Below are 23,027 nucleotides of genomic sequence, written 5' to 3'. Positions count from 1 at the left end.
TAATTAAAATTTATAACGAACTATTTAAATTCCTTATCATAATAAGAATATTCTTTTTCTATTAAATTACTAAGTGTTTCTCCCGAAAAAAATAAATTGAAAATACAGACTATAAAACATATACTTAAAATGTACCATTATTTTTTATTTTATTTCAAAAAACACTCATGCCCTTCGGGTAATCGATTTTATTACACTAACTTCGTGTAAAAAATTTGATTCCTTCGAAGGGCATTTTTGTGTTTAAAAGGAGGAAAAAAGATGTTCAAAAAGAGAAAATACAAAAGTTTAGAAGATGTACACGACGCTTTATTAGCTCCATTTGAAAAGAATGAATTGAAATACAAAGATGGTAAACCATACATTCCTCATTATCAAGCTAGAAAAAGATTAATAGAGATTTTTGGTGTTTATGGATTTTCAATTGAATATCCGATTCAAGAACTTTATGCAGAACCAAGTAGCGTTCCCCCTATTATGTGGGCAAGAACAACATGCAAGTTAACTTTAGACTTTTCAGAATGGGGCGGCGAGAAAAGAATTGTTTGTGGCACAGATGCAAAGAAATTGAACAGATTTTCTAATAAAGAGAAAAATATAGAAAATGGAGTTGTGGAGCAAATTTGTGATTTAGGTGATGATGAAAAATCAGCAATGGCTAGAGCATTTGTAAAGGCATGCGAATCTGTTGGGATCGGCTTATACCTATGCTTAAATCCGAACCACCAACAAACAAGTAATACAACTCCACCATCAAACAGCAATTACAATGAATTATGGAACATCGTAAACAATTATGAAAAAGCGTTAAAAATTAATATTGATGATCGAAAAGAGATATTAACACCGTCATACCCTAAACAACGCGATTTTAAAAAGTTAAATGAAAAACAATTAGAATTTTACATTTCTATAATAAAACATTCTGCAGAAATTGCAGTAATGGCTAGTAATTCAAATACTGAAAAACATATATTAAATGAGTTATCAAGATGCTGTAATCAACAATTTACCAATTTTAAAACTACTATCGGTTTTATGAACGAAGCAGCTGTTGAATATACAGATAGCTATTTAAAACAAAGCAAAAACGCAATCTAACTATCAATTTCATGTTAACATCAAGTGAAATTCAACGAATCAAAATATACAATTAACATTAACATATCATCTGAAATTAACATGTTAAGTATAGTGAAACACCGAAATATCAATGTTATATCAACTGAACCCATTAGAGATTGACATAACATTAACATTTTATATTTTTGAGGAGGAAATATCTATGCACATTGAAATTTCAAAATCTAAATTAGTTGAAAGCTTATCTGGTGTGGTGAAATTTGCAGGTAAAGACAAAAAAGAGCCTATTCTTGAGAGTATTTTGATTGTAGCTGAAATAGATAAATTGCGATTTATTGCCACTAATTCAAAAGAAACAATTGAGCGGATTGTTTTTTGTGATGAAGACGTATCAGTAATATCAGAAGGAACAGTTTTAGTTGAAAAGAAAATAGTAGATGTCGCAAAAAAATTAACAAAAGAACCTATTAAACTAAAACTATCAAAAAATACTCTTCAAGTAATCTCTGGTAAAAGTAAATTCACTCTAAATACCTTTAAAGTAAGTGATTATCCTGTAATTAAACCGAGTCAAGCTGAATATTTCGCTGACATAGAGTGTTCTATATTAGAAGAAGCTATAAACAGCGTTTGCTATGCAGCGTCTACCTCAAATCAAAGACCTATTTTAAAAGGCATTCACCTAACTGTATCAGAGAACCTCATGACCTTTCAGTCTACAGATAGCCATCAACTAGCATATAAAGCTATTAAATTACAGACAGCCTTTAAAGAAGAAATTAAAATGACAATTCCAGCCATCGCTTTAAAAGAAGCTATCTATAGTTTCGATACAAAAAAATCGATTAAACTGAGCAAACTCGATAATACTTTTATTTTATCAAGTGATACTGAAACATTTAGAACCCAAACACTTGAGGGCGATTATCCCGATGTCTTAGTTAGATTACTTTCGCCACTATACGAAAATGTAATTTTAGTTAACAAACGTGAGATATTAGAGGCTCTAGAACAAATAATGCTATTTACATCAAATAAACCAACAGGCATCTTTACATTGAATAATAATGCTATCACTATAGAAAATGAAGAAAAATCCGAGGGCAACGCACAAATCTTAATACAAACTGAGGATATTACAACACCTGATCCATCAGTTAAACCTGAAGACTCAATAATAAAATTCGGTTTCAATGTACAATTACTGTATTCTTCTATAAAAGTTATAAACTGTGATTTAATATCTATTGGCTTTAATGGTGAGAAAAAGCCTATTAGTATAGTACATGAAGATTATTACAATAACCTTGGCGTCAATTCTACTGAGCCATTACAACCGATTCATTATTCAGATTTTAGATTCATATTACCTAGCATTATTAATTAAATAATTAAGCCTATACTTTCAAGTATGGGCTTTTTTTATTTGTTTTATACATAAACTTTAAGTTTTTTATATTATAAGTTTAATATTATATCTTTATAATTTATTTACAAATCACTTTTATTTACTTATCATTAATATATTGTAGACTAATTTGTTAATTTCATAGCAACAATAAAGCGGATTAACACTCCAAATAGAGCATTACAAACAACAAAACATTAACATGACATTAACACTTTTATAACGTTATTATATAAACATTAATGTCATGTTAACCAATAATCGATTACATGTTAATGCTATATTTTATGTTAATTTCATTTTGTGAAGGTATTTTAATTAGTATTGCCGAAAAGTACTTAACATGTCAATTCCACTTTCTATGTTAATTTCACTTTCTACGATTAAATTCCAAGGAGGTATAACAATGGTTGAACAAGATAAACAAACTACCACTGAAAATGGTGAAGAAACTAATAAAAGCTTTATTCATGAAGACGCTTTTGAAAAAGCATGGCGAATAACTGAGTTTTCAAAGTTAGTAGGCCGCCATCACAATACTGTATATAATTGGTTCAACACGTTAGAAGAAAAAGGGTTACATGGAACTCTTAGAACCAATAATACAAATGAAAAATTATATAATAGTCTTGATTTAGATATTGCTTTATTTATCAAGCAGAAGAGGGATGAAAAATGGTCACTAGATGCAATTATTGAACTTTTACCACTTCAATTTGAACTAAGGCCAGTTTCACTAGAAAATCAAACCAGTGAAGTTTCAGCTCAATTAAACATACATGAAGCAGCTGCAACAATCGAAAAAATAGTAGAGCAAAAGCTTGAATTGCATTTACAAAACATTGAAATGGAGTATCGAGCAAAATTTGAGGAAGCTGTACGTTCTGCGTTACCTGAACCAGAAGACCCTGAATCCTTAAAAGAGCGCCAAAGACAAGAAAGACTAGATAATATGATTATTCAGCACAGAGCGCGTACAGAGTTAAGAAAACAAGCTGAAAAAGAGTGGAATACTCTTCCTGAAGAAACCCGGATTAAAAAAGTTGGCTGGTTTAAAAAAGAAGAAGATCTTGCGCGGAAGCAGCTTTTCATAGAAAACTATATTGATGAAAACATGATTGAGTACATACAAAATGCTATGAATATAGAAAAATAAGCCTGGAAAATTCCAGGCTTATTTTTTATTATGCTCCAAACATTTTATCTGGATCCATAAATGCCGCTAATTCTTCATCATTTTGTACATTCTTTTCTTCATCTTTAGCTGGTTCCATTTCTAAATAATCACCAAAATTAATGTGGAAATCATCATCTGAATCTTGTTCCTCAATAGTTGTAATTTGAGACTTTGTATATTGAATTTGGCTTTGCTTTTCTTTAAATTCATTGTATTCTTCGACTAATCCTTTAGATAAGCGAGATGGTAGTGCATCTGTTTTATAGAAAGTATACACGCTACCCATAAAGTCATTCTTACTAACTAGATATCCATTAAAAACAGTTCCATTGATTGGTAGTTTATTTGTTACTTCTACCTTAGCATCATCCATAAATGAATCATCAATATTTTTTTGTTCATCTAAAATTGCCAACATACCAAAATGATGCACTTTAGATGCCTCTAAATCTCCATTTTCATTTGTTTTCATTAGATCAATTGGGTGGTGGAATGAGCTTCCTTTTAATGATTCCGAGAACATATCTACAATTTCTTTACTATTTTCAATTTGGTTCATGTTACGTGAAACCTTATTAATTACCAAGCAGCCAGTTCTTTCTAATAGAATTCGTTTAAAGTCTTGAGAATCTAAAATTACAGACGTTCCAGAACCGTTTGCAGCTGTGTTTAACTCATGAATAATATCTCCAATGCGCTGGTTTGCATAGTCCCTTGAGTTTGCAATTCCTTTTTTCTCATTTTCATTTAATCCTTTAAACTCATCATAAAAATGTTGATTATCTGCAAACACAACAAACGCTACACCTTTAGCCGGATCATTAGCTAATTTCCAAATTTCTTGTGAGAATTTATTTACTTGTCTTAGTACGTCTGGTCCATCGGCTCTAACTGGAAGTGTAACTACAATACCCATTTTAATGAAATCTTTACGTTCAATTGCATTATTGAAAGCAATTCTTGCATACTTTTTTTGATTTGCTATTAGTTCTTCTCTAGGGATTTTCATTGCCATACTTTTAAGTTCTTCCGCGATAACAGGCTTATTATGAAAAGCAGAGAATTCTTCAATTGCCTTAATAATTGTAGATGTACCTGTTCCACCGCCTAAACCAGCAAAAAATAACACTAATTCATCAGAAGGTCTTACTCGTTCTGTAATAAACTCTTTTAATTTATCTTTAGCATCGTCATTAGATTCTAAAACCTTTACAGCACGTTCAGGATTTTTACCTAAACCACCTAATTTAAGTGAAACCTGATTGCTTTTTGGAACATGCTTCAGTTCAGCTAAATCTCCGTCATTACTATTTAATGCAAGACAATTATATACTGCTGTACCATCTGTATGCTTATACTCAGCAAACCTATCTACCATTCTAGTTCCAGCTTGCCCAAAACCAACCATAGTCATCTTTACAGCAACTTCGTTTTTCAGAAAGTTTTTTGCCATTTTCCATCTCTCCTTCGTTCTTTTTACTTATTTTTACGTTTCTCTAATTCAATTAAAATTTGTTGTCCTCTTATTGTTGAAATTAAAAACTTATACGGATGCATAATTTTTTCTGTTATTAATGACATGGCAGCTAAAGTACCCACACTTCCCTCTGCTGATCTTCTTGAAATATTAGTTCTTTCAATTTCTAACGAATAGGATTTTCCCTTAGGTTTCTTTACTCTCCTATCAATAACAACATTTTCTACTATCTCATTTATTGAAATACCTCTCATATACTTTGTCTCTTGGTATTGTTTGTTTACTTGAGATCCTATGTAATGAAATACATTGTATAGTATTTCGTCTTCTTCAATAATGTCTGCGAACATTTCTACAACTTCAGGAGTAAATTTGTTCTGTTTATATTTTTCACTTAATACCTCGTTCAAGTTGTCCCCCCCTTAAAACGTTGGTTAATTATTCCTAAAAACATATTACATTATTATAAGACGTATATCAAGTCATTATATATAAGTCTTATATAAGGTTATTATATACAAGACTTATATAAGGATTTCATTTCAAAAAACGAATTAAACTCTTACATATCAATACTTTATATATAAGACGTATATGTAAGTCATTTATATGCGTAGTAAACAAAACATGTTAATTTCAGTTTTCATATAACTAACAATAACTATCGGATACTTAATAAAAAGGCAGTATTTATGTAGATTTTTATCCAGATTTATAGTTTTAACATTTGATACATCTAAAATATATTGCTAATAACACCTCTATCGTACTTATACAACTTACATAAACGTACTATATATAAGACTTACATAAAAACACCTACAAATAAAGGTTTTATTTACTTTTATATTAATTTCATGTCAATACAATATTACCACAAATCTTTATACGTCTTACTTATAAGTCTTATGTATACACGTTATAAATAAGTTTATAAAAAAAGAGTAATACTTAATAAAGTATTACTCTTCTAATTATAAATTTTTATATAAAATACTTAGTTTATTGAAAAGAACTTCATGATCCTGTTTCTTATTTACCAACTTATTTCTCTCTCTATTGTCAACAGAAAGGAAAGGGGATGTTAATGTCATATTATATTCAGCTATTTCTTTTATTAATTCCGTAGTTATTTCTGATATTTGCAGGAATAACGCATAAAATTCTGATTCATTTTCATTTAATTGGCTAGTTTTATAGTTAAGTTCTACAAACTTGTCAGTATAACTTGTCAATTTCATATCAATATAATCGCTATAACTAACATGTAAAGTCATAATGTTGTTAAATTCAGCTAAATTAACTAATTTCTTTGTTAAACATAGATTTACTAAATAAATCCTGTATAAAGCTTTAAATGAAATAGCATATTTGGTTCTTTTTTTATTAATTGGATGTATTCACCGTATTTGTTGATTAAATATCTTAATTGATTAGATTTTATCCTCAAAATTCTACTGACTTGTGCCGTAGTATACGTTCTATAAGGATCTAGAGCTGCAAACTTTATTGGGATTATCTCGTGTTCGATACTTAATGTATTGATTACTTTAGTATAAAGAAAGTCCGTTTCAAATTCGCTTTGTATTATCTTTGTTATTAACCCATATTCTGTGTTCCAATTCCGCATTTTTTCACCCCTTAAAACAGATTGTAACATGCAAAATATAAAATATACACAATTTTCATTTACTTTATAATGTTTATTTACTTATTTCTTTTATGATGTAATTTTTCCTTCTGATAAACAAATAGCTCTATAGAATTAAATACAATTCTGTTTAACACTTAATATCATCTATGCAAAAGAATATTCACTGTATATTTTATCTATTTTTGTTACTCTACACATATATGACGAGATACAAATGACGAACCCTTTTTTCATCATTAGAGTTCGTCATATGTTCTTTTATCTATGTCAAAGTACAAATGACGAACCCTAATAGTAATTTTCCACTTGATATCATTGAATTTAATTACCCACACCTGACGAAATAATATGCGTTTTTAAATCGAGAGTTCATAGGGGATAATGGGTTACTTTTTTGTAAATTTCAGTTAAAATATACACTAATCATTTTTATGTACTGAATTGCTTAATTTATCCAACGTTAATTACTTTCATTTCATGACAATTGCACCCGTTTTTATGCAGATTTCCGTATATTTTTTCCATATCAAGGGAGTGTTTTAAATTGAAAAAATCATTTGATCATGCCGTTAAATATATCGTCGGAGAGAATGACCGCGGAGTTTATTTTAATCGTTCTGACATTTTTACAGTCTTATTTTTATATGAACAACGAACAGTATCTCAAATTCAATTACGAAAATTTTATGAATTAATAAGTGGGGAGCCTATAAGTCGAACTACATTTTCATCCAAGTTAACTAAGTGGGCAAAAATGAAATTAATAAAAAAAGAAAATATAAGTGTGAGAAAAAAGCGTGGCTTTACATTAGATTTCGTTTCTATAGCTTCAAAGGGAGCAGAAATATTATATCGTTTAAAATTAATTACTGATTGCAACACATCGTTTGTTACCAAAAGGCAATATGAACACAATATAGCTATTACACAATTCGTGCTAAATCTACTTGAAGCAGAATCCCAAAATGAACATACCGGTGCAATTGTAGGTGGTAATGGCGATTATCTTTTTCCATTAAACTCAATTGTTAAGCAAAACTTACATTTACCCAACCTAATGTATTCCGATTCAAATGATGTCTACTTCTTATATGAAGATGAAGAGTATCGCGAAATGTTTCAACCAGAACTTCAACCCGTTTCCTTCCAACCAGACTTACCTCAACTCGTTTATTCATTTCGTCCATCTAAAGTGTTTTATCCAGACCTAAAGGGAGACCTATTAATCATTCCTGATTGGGTTCTTACATGTAATGATTCTATTATCAATATTGAAGTTGATACAGGAACGGAAAACATTCCATTTCTAGAAAACAAACTAAAAAAATATCTTGATATCGCTGCTTCTAATGCGTCTAAACAGTTTTACGTTTTATTTTCAGTAATCGATGATTCCTATCACACAATTTCTACTTACAAAAAAAGAACTACACGTGTAACAAATTTAAAAAAGGCATTCAGCAATATACCACGTTTAAGTGTAGTGAATAACCTAAATGTTTACGTAAGCAATATGGGTGGATCTGCACTTGTAATAAATAATATTCTTCATGAAATTCGCGAAATTAATAGTTTAAACAAAAGTCATTTGCTAAAAAAAATCGCTGAACGTTTAAACATAAATTCTTCTTTCCCTTATTCGGTAGAGTGGATTTCTAATAAAAATGAAATTCAAGCGAAAGGGATTCAACATTCTAAACTACTTGAGCTAACAGATGACATTTTGGTATTACGAAAAAAAGCACCTGATGAAGAAAAAAAATCTTTAGATTACTTAGAAATATTATGTATATTAACAATACTTAAGGTAGGGGAGGTTAACACACACTTTAAATTACAGCAATTATCAGGATTGTTGGCCATGCAAAATCAACACCGAACACTAAACCCAATTAAAATTTTGGGGATATATGAAGCGGATGAATTAGAGCATGGGCAGCAAGCCATTTTTACTGATTTGTATCACAATTCCATAGCACCAGAGAATATATTATTGGCTACATCTGCTGAATTGCTTAATTTCACCGCTGCTTTTTATTCGTTAAAAGAGAGGGTGAAACAAGAATTTGGAGAATGCAGTTCAAAAGAATGCTGAACTCAATAATGGACCAGGTAATGGGGAGGATCCAAAAGCCGGAAAGAGTAAAAAAAATTCCTATACAGTTACAATCGACGTTACAAAAAGTTGGAAATATCGTTTAGCAGCCCGCTCATCTTACTATGTTATAACATTACTACTTCTGCTAGCTTGGTATTTTGCTTTTAGAGGAATATATAAATACGCTTCTTTCTGGTCAATACAAATGGGCACTCCATTGCCTACTTTAAGTATCTTCGGTAATCCGTTTGAAACTAATTATTACATTGAAACCTTTTTTAGCTTTTGGATTTTAATTTATACTTGGCAACTATCAACCAAGGTTAAGACCTACCAGGAGATAAAGCGCAGATGGTTTATCTTCTCGATGATGTTAATTGGTATAGTTGCCCAGTACTTATGGGCGTTTAGTGTTCCATTAGCTAAAATATTTATTCCATTCTTACATTCGAAAGCTGGAGAGGTTTCACTAAATGACAAAGGATTAGAGGATACCATACTTTCAAATTTTAGTAATATTATGCACCTTGTATTTGCTATACCTGTAATTATTATTATTCTCGTACTCTTATGGCTCTTTAAGATTTTTTATGAACATAAAAAAGAGCTTATAGATGAATTCGGAAAATGGGAATACGTATTTAAAATACCTGGTTGGATGCTTTCCTTTTTGAATGATGATCGTCAACGGAAACTTGCTACTTCATTACACAGATTTTTCACTGAAAAGAATCCATCAAAATTGCCTGAACCCGATATCTTTCTTGGTCCTAACAGTGCTACACGGGAAATGGCAGTAATACAGGGCAAGTCTCTAACGCTTAATATAATGATCATAGGTAACATTGGTACAGGTAAATCAGCTGCACTAGGTTTGCCAATTGCCAATCAAATTCTTGACTATATGGCTTCCATGATTAATAACTTTAAAACCTTATATGCAAGAAAAGATTATCATTCAGAGGATGTAAAAGGTACGCAGGTTAATGGTCTTACAGTTATCGAGCCATCTAATGACTTCTGCGAAAAAGTATATAAATTGGTATTAGCACACAAGATTCCCGAAAGTGTTATTTTCTATTTAGACCCAACAAATCCTGATACCCCTTCAATAAATTTTGTACGTGGTCCAGTTGATAAAGTTGCTGAGATGTTATGTTCAGTATTAACGGGTCTCTCTGATAATGGAGCAGTGAATCCGTTCTTCGTTCAATCTGAGCGTTCTCATCTTAAACAACATATTTATCTGTTAAAACTCCATGATTCTAACTTTGAAGCTAGATTTGAGCATTTAATTGATATGTATAATGATGCTAATCTTGTGTTTGAGATGCATCTCAAATTAAAAGAACGACTTCCGAATGATATTGAATCTATTCCGGATAGGGATGAACGAAACCATTTCCGCATTATGAAACAAGTAGATGAATGGTTTGATTTAAATTATGTTCCTGAAATTTCTGGTGGCCGTGGGGGAGGGGAAGTTGTTTATCATACTGAAGGGAAATACTATGGTCAACCAAAGATTATTGATAAACAAGAAACCTTTGTTCGCGGTTTACGAAACACATTAAATGATATTTCTGCTCAACCTCTGCTCCGACGTGTTTTATGTGGTCCATCGGATTTCGATTTCGAGAAACACCTGGAATTTGGAGGTATATTGTTAGTCAATACAGCAAAAGGGGAACTTTCTGATCTATCTGATGTATTTGGCAAATTGTGTTTATATGCCGTACAGAATGCTATTTTCCGTCGTAAGCCTAACGTATCTCCTTACCATCCGGTTTTAGTCGATGAGTTTGCAGATTACATTTATAAAGCATTTAAAAGTTTTCCTGCTCAATCCCGTAAATATAAAGCACCTTTAATTGTTATTGCACAAACAATTAGTCAATTAGCAATTGAACATGGCCCAAGATTCATGGATATCCTATTAGGGACATTTCGTAACAAGCTTGTTTATGGTGATGTTACTAATGAAGATGCTAAATTGTTTAGTAAGCTAATGGGTACGAAAACAATTTATGAGGCACGTGAAGGTGATCAAGAAATTGATATGGTAACTGCAGAAACGAAAACTCAAAGTACACGTAGAACATCCTACTCTTATTCGAAACTAGAGGTACCCATTCTTTCTGAAAATGATATCTTAATTCAAAAAGCATTCCAGTGTGCGGCTAAAATTGTAAAAGATAATGCTCCACAAGGAGGAATACAAGTAAATGCTAACTTTGTTCCTGCCTCTGAGTTTAAAACAGCTAAGATTCAAGTTGATGCAGAAGCAGCTGCTTATTGGTTAAAAATTCGTGAAGAGTCATTGAATACGGAAATTAAATATGATGATTATGTCACAGATACAAATGTTGATAGTGAAGAAGCTGTAATTGAGGAATTGAGTACACCTAAAACAGCACCTACTGCAATAGAAGGCTGGTTACAAACGTTAAATCCTGATACTTACGATTTTTATAATAATGAAGATGATACTGACAATGAAGGAGAATTAACTAATAGTCAGTCTGTGCAAGATTACTCAAGAAACTCTGCTCCTAAACTAGAAAAGGAAAGCACTACAGCATCAATTGCTACTTCTAATAAAACAGAACCCGCAAAAATTACTGAAGTAATCGATGTTCCAAAAGAAAATGTACCAGATACAAGTAAACATAGAGAACCTATTGAACTTAACAACAAAGCATCAGTTATTACTGAATCTCCAATAGAAGTGCCAAGGGCGAAGCATACACCACAATATAGAGAACCTGCTTACACGTCAACTGTTACCCATAATCAGCAGGAACAGGAAATTCAACGAACTGCAGAAATCAATGGTAAAAATACAACATCTAACTTAACAATGCAATGGTTACAACAAATGGCTGCTACTGTTCCTCAAGAAGAAGAAAATACATTACCTTTAGATGAAATGGAAGGTGGCTCTCGTCTTCACAATCGTAAAGTAGCAGAAGTAACCCCAGAAAGTGCGGCAATTAAGGATAAACTCAGTCAATATATCGAAGGTGACATTAATCATGATTGATGCACTAAGCATATAACGAATATTTATAACGGTAAAAAGGTGTGGGTTGTATACTCATACCTTTTTATTAATTCATATTCTACTTTCCGCAAGAAGACCATTTCTTTATGCTAAAATTTAATTAAGTTTGTGTAGAAGCAGAAAATGGATTACATAATAAGGGTTGGAGGAATGACATTGGAAATAGCCAAATTGAATTTGCCCATTGATAGTATGCACTTTTTACTTAATCATCAAATTAAAGGAAATGAATTCGAATGTCTCAATGTAGAATTTTACACCTATTCAAATGGTTTTCTTTTAGATGTAGTGGAATGGACAAAACAAAATGATTTTTCATTATCGATATTGGATAAAGAATATACAGAAGCGTTTTTAACGAGTTTAGAGAAGTTTAAACCATACCTTGTTATTGGGAGTAATATGGATTCAGGTAATCTAATTACTATCTACCAGCCCACAGGGGAGATATATGAGCTAGAGCATGAAATTATAGAAAGAGTAGAAAGATATTTTGTTAATTCTTCTATAGAGAAAATGCATTCCTGCTTCAATTGCTTTAAAAAGTATTGGGTTCAGCTAATAGAGCAGGGGCACTACAAAGATTGTGATCTAATAAAGACTTTTCATGATTTGAAGAACAAATTAGTCGAGCTTGATAATAACATATTAATTAATGATGATAACTACAATAGACAATTTTGGAATTGTTTATATCATGGCAATTTAAACTTTCTTTTGGAAAAGTCAGGCGAGAAATAGATTATCTCTAATTGAGATACTTACATAAAATAATTGTCTGCTCTAAATAAAATGGATGCACTGATGAAATGACGCTCATTGTTCTTTCTAATGGCAAATTTGTTTCTTAGTTGTTTCTTGCATTTTATATCCTTCACCAATCGTGTAGTGTTAAGGGAGATGACAGAAGAAGGGAAGGATGTACAAATGAGGATAGTAAAAAACGGAACATTGCAAGTACATGGAGCGAGCATCTACTATGAGGTGCGTGGCTCAGGTCCAATTCTTCTTTTGATCCATGGTGGGGGTGGTGATGCCGATAAGTTCCATAATATCGCCGACCATCTTGCTAATTGGTATACAGTTGTTACTTACGATCGTCGTGGTCATTCACGTAGCAATCTCGCGAATAAGACTGAGGATTATCATGTGAACACACATAGTGAAGACGCTCACCGACTGCTAGCCAATCTGACCGATGAACCAGCTTATGTATTCGGAAGTAGTTCTGGTGCTGTCATCGGACTTGATCTGTGCATACGCCATCCTGAGCAGATACAGTTACTAATCTCACACGAACCAGTTTTATTACAACTTTTACCTGAAAATGAGTTCAATCAAGCTATAAAATTCATGGAAGACCTTAAGAAAAATCATCGAAGTGAGGTTATGAAGTTATTGTCAAATATTGATGATACCAATTTCAGATTATCGAAAGATGTACTAACAAAGCGGCTACTCGATAATTCGACGTATTTCACTGAGTATGAAATCCCAGGAATTCTCAAATATACTTTAAATATCGATGCATTAAAGACTCCATTAAAATCTGTATTGATACAAGTACTTCCAGCCGGCGGAAGTGTTTCACAAGAATTTTTTCCTTACCATTGCGCAGTCAACTTAGCAAAACAACTCGGAACAGAGTTTGCTGAGTTTCCCGGACACCATACGGGATACAACACAGTGCATTATAAAGAGTTTGCTGAGAGGTTACACGACGTTCTTGAGAATAATTAGTGAAATATATTGTGAACAAAGTTTATTTCAAAGCAAAAGCAGAATATGAACAAACTAAAAAGAAGCAGGTACCTCTCCAGTTAAAGGTAACTGCTTCTTTTTACATAGACTCTATAATCATTTGTCTTTCATACCACTTGTTTAGCTTTTCATTAACACTTTTTGAAATACGCTTCATTTTGTTATTACAGAATCTTGATAGTGTAGCAGGGGATAGACCTATTTCATCTGCTATCTCACGCATTGTTTTATTTTGATGCATATGCTGATACATAATTTTTTCTCGTATCACATCTTCTGATCCCTCAGGAGTTTGTTTTACTGTCCCTGCAATATAATGGTCTTCCTGCTTCTCTTGCATACCTATTACTTTTTTCTTTACCATACTATCTATATTATTCATCAATTCTTTGGGTGGTAAGATAATGATTCCTAATTTGGAATAGTAATTCTTAAACCAATTACGTTCTCCTATCTTTGTTTCATCCAATTCCTCTGCATACGCCCAATGTGAAATTACATTTTCTTTTTCTAAATCAATTAAAACACTTTCTAGTTGTTCACGAATTCGAGTTGGGCGACCCTTTGTGGTTGTAATACCCATTACAGATAATAAACCTTTTTCTCCACCAATGGAGTATGGTCTTTTTAAAGTACTGTATTGTTGACGAATTCGCCACTGCCAGGATAAATAACGTATTAAACGTTTATGAAACTTGTGTCTATAGCTATTATACTCTAATGCTTTTTTCGACAATAAAGCAGTTGTGCTATTAGATCCATACAAATAGCCCGATAAGAAACTACCTGGTTTAATCTTACAGGATTCTATCCCCATATATTCATTAGTATTCTTATCTCTCCATAACACTACAGAGTCCAGTACGAATAGCCTTTTGATTACTTCACGTTTTACTTCAAATTGTTCCCCAGTTTCAGCTTGATCGTTCAATACTACAACTTCATTATCATCATTCAAATAAATAAAGATGCTTGCTAACGCTGCAATACGTTGTGCTACTTTAATCTTATCTTCCGCACGATAATACTCTACACCGTTTGCTGATGCTTTTGGCATATTACATAATTCCAATACATTTTCATAACTAAAATCTATGAATTCATCTGGAGATTTAGCTTGATTTAACCATTGTATTGTAATGGTATCCAAACAATCTGCTGTAAGATCATCCATATTACTAATTACCCCATCAACCAATATAGACCATCTTTCTGCTTCATTTGTATTCACTAATCTCAAATCCTCATCTTTATGTGAAGATAGTTGTGCAACTCCGCTTGAATTCTTTGTTTCTAATGGCAGTACCTGTTTTGCTGCTACTTCATCTTCTTCAAACTGATTTTTTGCTATTCCATCACGTAATTGATAGTACATTGCGTCATTAGATACGGGATAATAGTCGTCAGGTATATCTGCTATATGCTCTTTTATATGACCATGTTCAGGATTTGAAATTTGAGTTGGTTCAACTGCTTCAAACTTTTCTCCAAACTCTTGTTCAATGATTTTATCTAATACATTTTGAATCTCAATTTTATATTTATCTAGATTCGCATAAATGTTCAACAACGATATTCCTTGTTCTTGTTTCTGACCCAACCAAGAAACAAGTGTTGAGAATGAAGGGGATATATTAGCTGATGTTACTAATTTATCGTGATTCTCTTGTACTTCGTTATAATATTTTTTCCATTTGGCCCATAACTGCTTATTTTCTTCATAGATTGGAGCAGCAAGTAGGAGGGCGTCACTGAACAATACTAATACTTTCTCCATATTTAAGTACCTCCTAACAATGTTAATAACCAATATAATTTAAATCCTAAAACTATGAAACGTCATAGCTATATGATGGCTACATAACCTTTAAGTTGAAATGTTATCTGAATAATCCGCGCAATTACTGATTTTTACTCGTTCTATTGTGAATCATTTAAATTCTCTTTACTTGTCTTTAATTATATAAAACTGCTTCTATTTGTAAAATCATTACTTTACAATACAATTTCAATTTTTGAAAGTTTTTAATGCTCAAATTCAGTTACTGTTACATTTTTAACATCTATATTTATGATTCAAAAAGTTGTAAACCCGAATGGTAAATATGTTGATGTAAGTCCTTGGATATCATATTCTTCAGTTTTCCATTCCCTAAATCTTCTCCATCAATAATAATAGTTTTTGGGGCGACTCGACTTGTTAGCTTATTAATTATGGGGTTTTCCTCTAAAAGAACCAAAGTAAACAATAAAAGCGCTTGCATAATTAAAAATCCAAGTTATAATACTTGTATACAAGTATACTTGATTAACAAGAGGTGGGTTTATGACAAAATCAATGGGATTTCTTTATCCTGAAAAATGGCTTTCAAAAGCTTCTACAGGTGATCGTGTTGCGAGCGAATTGAGAATGCGCATTATTGCAGACGTAATTGAAAGCGGTACCATCCTGTCAGAAAATAAAATAGCTGCCGATTTTTCTGTAAGTCGGTCACCCGTTCGTGAAGCATTAAAATTACTAGCTTCTGAAAATATTATTCGCTTAGAAAGAATGGGCGCAGTTGTTATTGGTTTAACCGAGAAAGAAATCGAAGAAATATATGATGTTCGTTTACTTATAGAAACATTTATCTTTGAGCGACTTGGAAAGATGGACACAAATGATTTAGTAAGAGAACTAAATAAAATAATGGAAATGATGAAAATCGCCATTAAATATCATGATTCTGATGAATTTTCTTATCAAGATCTCTTATTCCATGAAACGATTATTCGAACCATTGAGCATTCCTACATCCTGATGATTTGGAATAATTTAAAGCCTGTTATGGAAAGCTTAATCCTTTTATCAATGCGTACTCGTTTCAAGGAAAAATACGAAGACTTTGAACGGATTATTAAAAATCATGAGCTTTATATAAAAGCAATCGAATCAAAAGATCGAGCCCTCATGATTGAGGCCTTACATCAAAACTTTGATGATGTGCAAGGGAAAGTCGAAGACCTCTGGATGTCACAACAAATGTTATCTAAAGGAGTTGAGCAAGGACATGAGTAACTATATGTTAGGTATAGATATCGGTACAACAAGTACGAAAGCAGTTTTATTTACTGAAAAAGGCGAAATCATCCAAACCGAGAATATTGGTTATCCACTTCGCACACCGGATATATCCACAGCGGAACAAGACCCAGAAGAGATTTTCCAAGCTGTTTTACAAGCGATATCAAATATAACGAAACAGCATTCAGATAAAAAACCATCGTTTATTTCATTTAGCAGTGCTATGCATAGTGTCATTGCCATGGATGAAAATGATCAGCCGCTGACACCTTGTATTACTTGGGCAGATAATCGCAGTGAGGCATGGGCACATAAAATCAAAGATGAACTGAATGGCCATGAAGTTTATAGACGAACAGGAACACCTATTCACCCAATGTCACCATTAAGTAAAATTACATGGATTGTGAATGATCATCCGGAAATTGCTATTAGAACGAAGAAATATATTGGAATCAAAGAATATATCTTCAAACAATTCTTTGATCAATATGTTGTTGATCATTCCATCGCCTCATGCATGGGTATGATGAACTTAAAAAAACTAGATTGGGATGGGGAAGCTTTAAAAATTGCTGGTATAACACCAGCTCAATTATCTGAACTCGTACCAACCACCCAAATATTTAGCAACTGCAATCCAGATTTAGCCCAAAAGATTGGTATCGATTCACAAACACCGTTTGTCATTGGTGCTAGTGATGGGGTGCTTTCTAATCTAGGTGTGAATGCAATTCGAAAAGGTGAGATTGCTGTCACAATTGGAACAAGTGGTGCTATTCGGACCATCATTGATAAACCACAAACAGATAAAAAAGGAAGAATATTTTGTTATGCCTTAACGGAAAAGCATTGGGTAATTGGTGGACCGGTAAACAATGGAGGGATGGTCCTTCGCTGGATTCGTGATGAACTTGCTTCATCAGAAGTAGAAACTGCGAAAAGACTAGGAATTGATCCATACGATGTATTAACTAAAATAGCTGAACGTGTGAGACCTGGTGCAGACGGATTATTATTCCATCCATACCTCGCAGGGGAACGTGCACCATTATGGAATCCAGATGTACGTGGCTCCTTCTTCGGTTTAACGATGTCACATAAGAAGGAACATATGATTCGTGCAGCTTTAGAAGGCGTTATATATAATTTATACACTGTATTTTTAGCATTAACCGAATGCATGGATGGTCCTGTAACTCGTATTCAAGCAACAGGCGGCTTCGCAAGGTCTGACGTTTGGCGACAGATGATGTCTGATATTTTTGCATCTGAAGTCGTTGTTCCAAAGAGCTACGAAAGCTCTTGTCTAGGTGCATGTATATTAGGTCTCTATGCCACAGGAAAAATTGATTCTTTTGAAATCGTTTCCGAAATGGTTGGGAGTACCTACAAACATACACCGAAAGAAGAAGCAACAAAAGAATACAGACAATTACTGCCGATATTTATTAACCTATCAAGGGCACTAGAAGATGATTATACACGAATTGCAAATTATCAAAGAAATTTAATAAAGTAAAACTTTCATGAGTAATTCCCCACGCCTCGCTTCTATCTAAATCTCGAGGTGGGGGGCCTTACTTCCCACGAATAGCGGGATAAATACAAATACAGCTAAGATTAGGGGGAACTACGATGCCATTAGTCATTGTAGCAATTGGGATTTTAGCATTACTTTTACTGATTATGCGCTTTAAATTAAATACCTTCATTTCATTAATCATTGTATCGGTCGGGGTTGCTTTAGCACTTGGAATGCCACCAGAAAAGATTTTTAAAACCATTGAAGCGGGATTAGGCGGAACACTTGGGCACTTAGCACTCGTTTTTGGACTTGGTGCGATGTTAGGTAAGTTGCTTTCAGATTCTGGGGGTGCACAACGCATTGCCATGACCCTTGTGAAAAAATTTGGTGAAAAGAACATTCAATGGGCTGTTGTGACTGCCTCATTTATTATCGGGATTGCATTATTTTTTGAAGTAGGATTAGTATTATTAATTCCGATTGTATTTGCAATTTCAAGAGAATTAAAAGTTTCTATCTTATATCTCGGTATTTCGATGGCAGCTGCTTTATCTGTAACACACGGATTTTTACCACCACACCCAGGACCAACTGCTATCGCTGGTGAATTGCATGCAAACATCGGTGAAGTATTACTTTACGGTTTTATGATAGCGGTTCCAACTGTTGTGTTAGCTGGACCTGTATTTACTAAACTTGCAAAAAAACTAGTACCTGAGGCGTTCACAAAAACCGGTAATATCCAATCATTAGGTGAGCAGAAAGTATTTAAACTTGAAGAAACTCCTGGCTTTGGAATCAGTGTTTTTACCGCTTTACTACCTGTTCTTTTAATGGCAGTCGCTACAATTATTACTTTGCTGCAAAAAACAATGGGATTTAAAGATAATAGTTTACTAGCAACGATCGAGTTTATTGGGAATGCGGATACTGCCATGTTGATATCCTTACTAGTTGCGATCTATACAATGGGATTGGCAAGAAATATTCCAATCAAAAACGTGATGGAATCTTGTACAACAGCGATCTCGAATATTGGGATGATGCTCTTAATTATTGGTGGAGGCGGAGCTTTCAAACAAGTATTAATTGATGGCGGCGTTGGTAACTATGTAGCCGAATTATTCAAAGGAACTTCATTATCACCGATCTTGCTCGCATGGATTATCGCTGCCATCTTACGTATTTCATTGGGGTCTGCTACGGTTGCTGCATTAACAACTGTCGGTTTAGTGATTCCGATGTTAGGTCAATCTGATGTTAACCTTGCTTTAGTTGTCCTTGCAACAGGGGCTGGTAGTTTAATTGCTTCACACGTGAACGATGCTGGTTTCTGGATGTTCAAAGAGTACTTTGGTTTAAGCATGAAAGAAACATTTGCAACATGGACTTTACTTGAGACTATCGTTTCTGTAGCCGGATTAGGGTTTACCTTATTACTAAGTTTATTTGTATAGATCTTTCTAAACAGTAAAAGGGATACGGAAGCTGTTTAATGTGATTTTTCATAATTAACCGGTTATTTTTCATGATTGATTAATAAGGATGACAATTTCTCTTTATTTTTTAACTTGATAGTGATGTGCCGTGTCCCTATAACCTTATGTACGAATACTGGCGGAGCCTATTGAAATGAAAAAGATTGATTATTTGATTAAAGTGATATTTTAGGTATATATACTATAATACAGAGTAACATACATGGAAAGGAACGATGGAATATGGAAAAGTTACAAATTGGAGTTGTTGGTGTGGGCGTTATGGGAAAAAGCCTCGCACTTAACTTTGAGAGCAAAGGGTATTCTGTTGCCCTATATGATATTTCAAAGGAAAAAGTTGATGAAATCATTGAGGAAAACCGAGGTAAAAACTTAGTTGGTACTCATATAGTTGAAGAGTTTGTTAACTCACTTGAATCACCTAGAAAGATTTTATTAATGGTTAATGCAGGGGAAATTACAGATAAAGCAATTGATTCTCTAGTCCCTCACCTTGATAAAGGTGATATTTTAATTGATGGTGGTAATACATACTTTGTCGATACAATTCGCCGAAACAAACGTCTTGCCGAAGAAGGAATCAATTTCATCGGGGCAGGTGTGTCAGGCGGCGAAGAGGGTGCATTGAAGGGACCATCTATTATGCCAGGCGGACAGAAGGATGCATACGAAAAAGTAAAGGATATGCTTGAAAACATCTCTGCAAAAGTGAATAACGAGCCTTGCTGTTCTTATATCGGACCTAATGGGGCAGGACACTATGTAAAGATGGTTCACAACGGTATTGAGTATGGAGATATGCAATTAATTTGTGAAGCATATTTCTTCTTGAAACAAACACTTGATTTGACTGCAGAAGAGTTCCATGAAATATTTGCTGAATGGAATAAAGGTGAATTGAACAGCTATCTAATTGAGATTACAGCCGATATCTTCAAGAAGAAAGATGAAGAAACTGGTAAGCCATTAGTGGATGTTATTCTTGATACTGCAGGACAAAAGGGTACAGGTAAATGGACAAGTCAAAGCGCACTTGATTTAGGTATCTCTCTGCCTATTATCACGGAATCTGTATTTGCACGTTGCATTTCTGCTTTAAAAGAAGAGCGTGTGAACGCAAGCAAAGTTTTATCTGGCCCTAAAGATAAAACAGCAATTGGAGTTGAAAAAGCTGAATTAATTGAAGCAGTGCGCCAAGCTTTATATATGAGTAAAATTTGTTCTTATGCACAAGGATTCACGCAATTGAAGGCAGCTTCTGAGGAATATAATTGGAACCTTGATTTTGGCAGCATTTCTATGCTTTGGAGAGGCGGATGTATTATCCGTGCTGCCTTTTTACAGAACATTAAAGAGGCTTATGAGACTAACACTGACCTACCGAACCTTTTACTTGATCCATACTTTAAAGAAATTGTAGAGTCATATCAAGGCGGATTACGCCAAATTATCTCAATGGCGGTACAACAGGGCATTCCGATACCTGCATTTTCAGCAGCAATTTCTTATTATGATAGCTATCGTACTGCCAAACTACCGGCAAACTTATTGCAAGCGCAGCGCGATTATTTTGGAGCGCATACGTATAAACGAGTAGATAAAGAAGGTACATTCCATACAAAATGGATATAAAATAATAAATGGACTAAGATTAAATTCTTAGTCCATTTTTCATTCCACCATTCGCAGGCTATAAGACTCCCACTGATGGAAGTTCACTTTAAACGAATGTATGAATCAAAATGCGTTTACTTTTCCCATTTAGAAAACCACATAACCTTTAATTTGAAATGTTATCTGAATAATCCTCACAATTGTTGGTTTTCACAGGTTTTATTGTGGATCATTTAAATTCCCTTTACTTGTCTTTAATTATATAAAACTGCTTCTTATTTGAAACTACATAGCCTTATCTTGGCTATAAGGTTTATTTGAAACTGCATAGCCTTATCATGGCTATTACTTCTACTTGAAACTATATAGCCTTATCTTGGCTATAAGCTCTTACTTGAAACTGCATAGCCTTATCTTGGCTATTACTTCTACTTGAAACTATATAGCCTTATCTTGGCTATAAGCTCTTACTTGAAACTGCATAGCCTTATCTTGGCTATTACTTCTTACTTGAAACTATATAGCCTTATCATGGCTATAAGCTCTTACTTGAAACTATATAGCCTTATCATGGCTATAAGCTCTTACTTGAAACTATATAGCCTTATCTTGGCTATAAGCTCTTACTTGAAACTGCATAGCCTTATCTTGGCTATAAGCTCTTACTTGAAACTGCATAGCCTTATCTTGGCTATAAGCTCTTACTTGAAACTGCATAGCCTTATCTTGGCTATTACTTCTTACTTGAAACTATATAGCCTTATCTTGGCTATAAGCTCTTACTTGAAACTGCATAGCCTTATCTTGGCTATTACTTCTTACTTGAAACTATATAGCCTTATCTTGGCTATAAGCTCTTACTTGAAACTGCATAGCCTTATCCCGGCTATTACTTCTTATTTAAAACTGTATAGCTTTATCACGGCTATACTTCTTACTTGAAACTATGTAGCTTTATCGTGGCTATAAGCCCTTATTTGAAACTGTATAGTCTTATCTTGGCTATTACTTCTTACTTTTAATAATGAATAGCTATATGATGGCTACAATTTCGTGATTTATGAAACGTTATAGCTATATGATGGCTACAACTTTAAAAAAATGAAACGAGAATCTCCTGACAATTATTCTTCTAAAAAAAATTTTATTTTATGCGCTTTAGTGATAAACGTTGATATAAAGCCATTTCATAAAATATGAACAAAAACTCGATAAAATCATTATAGCTATATGATGGCTACAACTGACCTCATAAAACCTCACAAAAACCCTTATACACCAATGGTTACAGCGGTTTTTTATATAAATTTATTTATTTTGAAAACATGAAACGTTATAGCTATATGACGGCAGGAAACATGAAACGAAGTAAAATGTTTATAGCGGTATGATGGCTACAACTTTTCATTTAAAAACAGTTATAACTCCCTATATATCAGTGTTTATACGAAAACTATGGAAATTTCTCATCCTACAAAAAACATGAAACGTTATAGCTATATGATGGCTACAACTTTGAAAAAGAATTAGCCTAAAACCCTATGAAATCAATGGTTTAGAAAGATTTATCCTACTGTATACCACGTTTCATATTCAAAAA

The 23,027-nt window shown here is 33.2% G+C and carries 14 protein-coding genes and 1 pseudogene; 11 read left to right on the top strand and 4 right to left on the bottom strand.

What is annotated here, in order from left to right:
* Positions 1–261 precede the first annotated feature (261 nt).
* From JFU02_RS03130 to JFU02_RS03120, 3 genes are all read left to right on the top strand, one after another.
* Positions 262–1,101 (top strand): hypothetical protein, encoded by an 840-nt coding sequence (locus JFU02_RS03130; protein ID WP_201069705.1) that lies wholly within the window; start codon positions 262–264, stop codon positions 1,099–1,101.
* A gap of 184 nt (positions 1,102–1,285) precedes the next feature.
* Positions 1,286–2,470, top strand: coding sequence for a DNA polymerase III subunit beta (gene dnaN / locus JFU02_RS03125; RefSeq protein WP_201069703.1), 1,185 nt, complete (start codon positions 1,286–1,288; stop codon positions 2,468–2,470).
* Between the two features lie 427 nt (positions 2,471–2,897).
* A complete protein-coding gene (locus tag JFU02_RS03120; RefSeq protein ID WP_071739248.1) occupies positions 2,898–3,647 on the top strand; it encodes a terminase gpP N-terminus-related DNA-binding protein in 750 nt (249 codons plus the stop codon).
* Between the two features lie 28 nt (positions 3,648–3,675).
* Here JFU02_RS03120 and JFU02_RS03115 read toward each other — a convergent pair whose 3' ends face one another.
* The 3 genes and pseudogenes from JFU02_RS03115 to JFU02_RS31955 form a co-directional block, all read right to left on the bottom strand.
* Complete coding sequence (locus JFU02_RS03115) at positions 3,676–5,121, bottom strand: FtsZ/tubulin family protein (protein WP_201069701.1); 1,446 nt, start codon at positions 5,119–5,121, stop codon at positions 3,676–3,678.
* A gap of 23 nt (positions 5,122–5,144) precedes the next feature.
* Positions 5,145–5,555: a hypothetical protein gene (locus JFU02_RS03110; RefSeq protein WP_001006724.1), complete on the bottom strand. Its 411-nt coding sequence runs from the start codon at positions 5,553–5,555 to the stop codon at positions 5,145–5,147.
* 564 nt (positions 5,556–6,119) lie between these two features.
* Positions 6,120–6,805: pseudogene (locus tag JFU02_RS31955) on the bottom strand (hypothetical protein).
* Between the two features lie 538 nt (positions 6,806–7,343).
* On the opposite strand from JFU02_RS31955, the gene JFU02_RS03105 reads away from it, so the two are divergent.
* The 4 genes from JFU02_RS03105 to JFU02_RS03090 all read left to right on the top strand — a co-directional run bounded on the left by JFU02_RS03105 (position 7,344) and on the right by JFU02_RS03090 (position 13,701).
* Positions 7,344–8,894, top strand: coding sequence for a replication-relaxation family protein (locus tag JFU02_RS03105; RefSeq protein WP_201069699.1), 1,551 nt, complete (start codon positions 7,344–7,346; stop codon positions 8,892–8,894).
* Complete coding sequence (locus tag JFU02_RS03100; protein ID WP_201069692.1) at positions 8,866–11,940, top strand: type IV secretory system conjugative DNA transfer family protein; 3,075 nt, start codon at positions 8,866–8,868, stop codon at positions 11,938–11,940. Before JFU02_RS03105 ends, JFU02_RS03100 begins: the two co-directional genes overlap by 29 nt.
* 171 nt (positions 11,941–12,111) lie before the next feature.
* A complete protein-coding gene (locus JFU02_RS03095; RefSeq protein WP_074651172.1) occupies positions 12,112–12,702 on the top strand; it encodes an SUKH-4 family immunity protein in 591 nt (196 codons plus the stop codon).
* Between the two features lie 90 nt (positions 12,703–12,792).
* Complete coding sequence (locus JFU02_RS03090) at positions 12,793–13,701, top strand: alpha/beta fold hydrolase (protein ID WP_201069685.1); 909 nt, start codon at positions 12,793–12,795, stop codon at positions 13,699–13,701.
* A gap of 100 nt (positions 13,702–13,801) precedes the next feature.
* On the opposite strand, the gene JFU02_RS03085 is transcribed toward JFU02_RS03090, so the two are convergent.
* A complete protein-coding gene (locus JFU02_RS03085; RefSeq protein ID WP_201069683.1) occupies positions 13,802–15,499 on the bottom strand; it encodes a helix-turn-helix domain-containing protein in 1,698 nt (565 codons plus the stop codon).
* 549 nt (positions 15,500–16,048) lie between these two features.
* Here JFU02_RS03085 and gntR point away from each other — a divergent pair.
* The 4 genes from gntR (at position 16,049) to gndA (ending at position 21,445) form a co-directional block, all read left to right on the top strand.
* A complete protein-coding gene (gntR, locus tag JFU02_RS03080; protein WP_201069681.1) occupies positions 16,049–16,780 on the top strand; it encodes a gluconate operon transcriptional repressor GntR in 732 nt (243 codons plus the stop codon).
* Entirely contained in the window at positions 16,773–18,308 is a 1,536-nt protein-coding gene (gene gntK, locus JFU02_RS03075) for a gluconokinase (protein ID WP_201069674.1), read from the top strand. The genes gntR and gntK overlap by 8 nt, the downstream gene beginning before the upstream one ends.
* 116 nt (positions 18,309–18,424) lie before the next feature.
* The gene (gene gntP, locus JFU02_RS03070) at positions 18,425–19,771 is read left to right on the top strand and encodes a gluconate permease GntP (RefSeq protein WP_001131723.1); all 1,347 of its coding nucleotides are present in this window, start codon (positions 18,425–18,427) and stop codon (positions 19,769–19,771) included.
* 264 nt (positions 19,772–20,035) lie between these two features.
* Positions 20,036–21,445: an NADP-dependent phosphogluconate dehydrogenase gene (gndA, locus tag JFU02_RS03065; RefSeq protein ID WP_074651167.1), complete on the top strand. Its 1,410-nt coding sequence runs from the start codon at positions 20,036–20,038 to the stop codon at positions 21,443–21,445.
* Positions 21,446–23,027: the final 1,582 nt, after the last annotated feature.

The sequence above is a fragment of the Bacillus sp. TH13 genome (assembly GCF_016651175.1).
GTDB lineage: Bacteria > Bacillota > Bacilli > Bacillales > Bacillaceae_G > Bacillus_A > Bacillus_A thuringiensis_S.
Note: the sequence above shows the minus strand (reverse complement) of the source record. Positions and strands in the feature narration are given on the sequence as shown.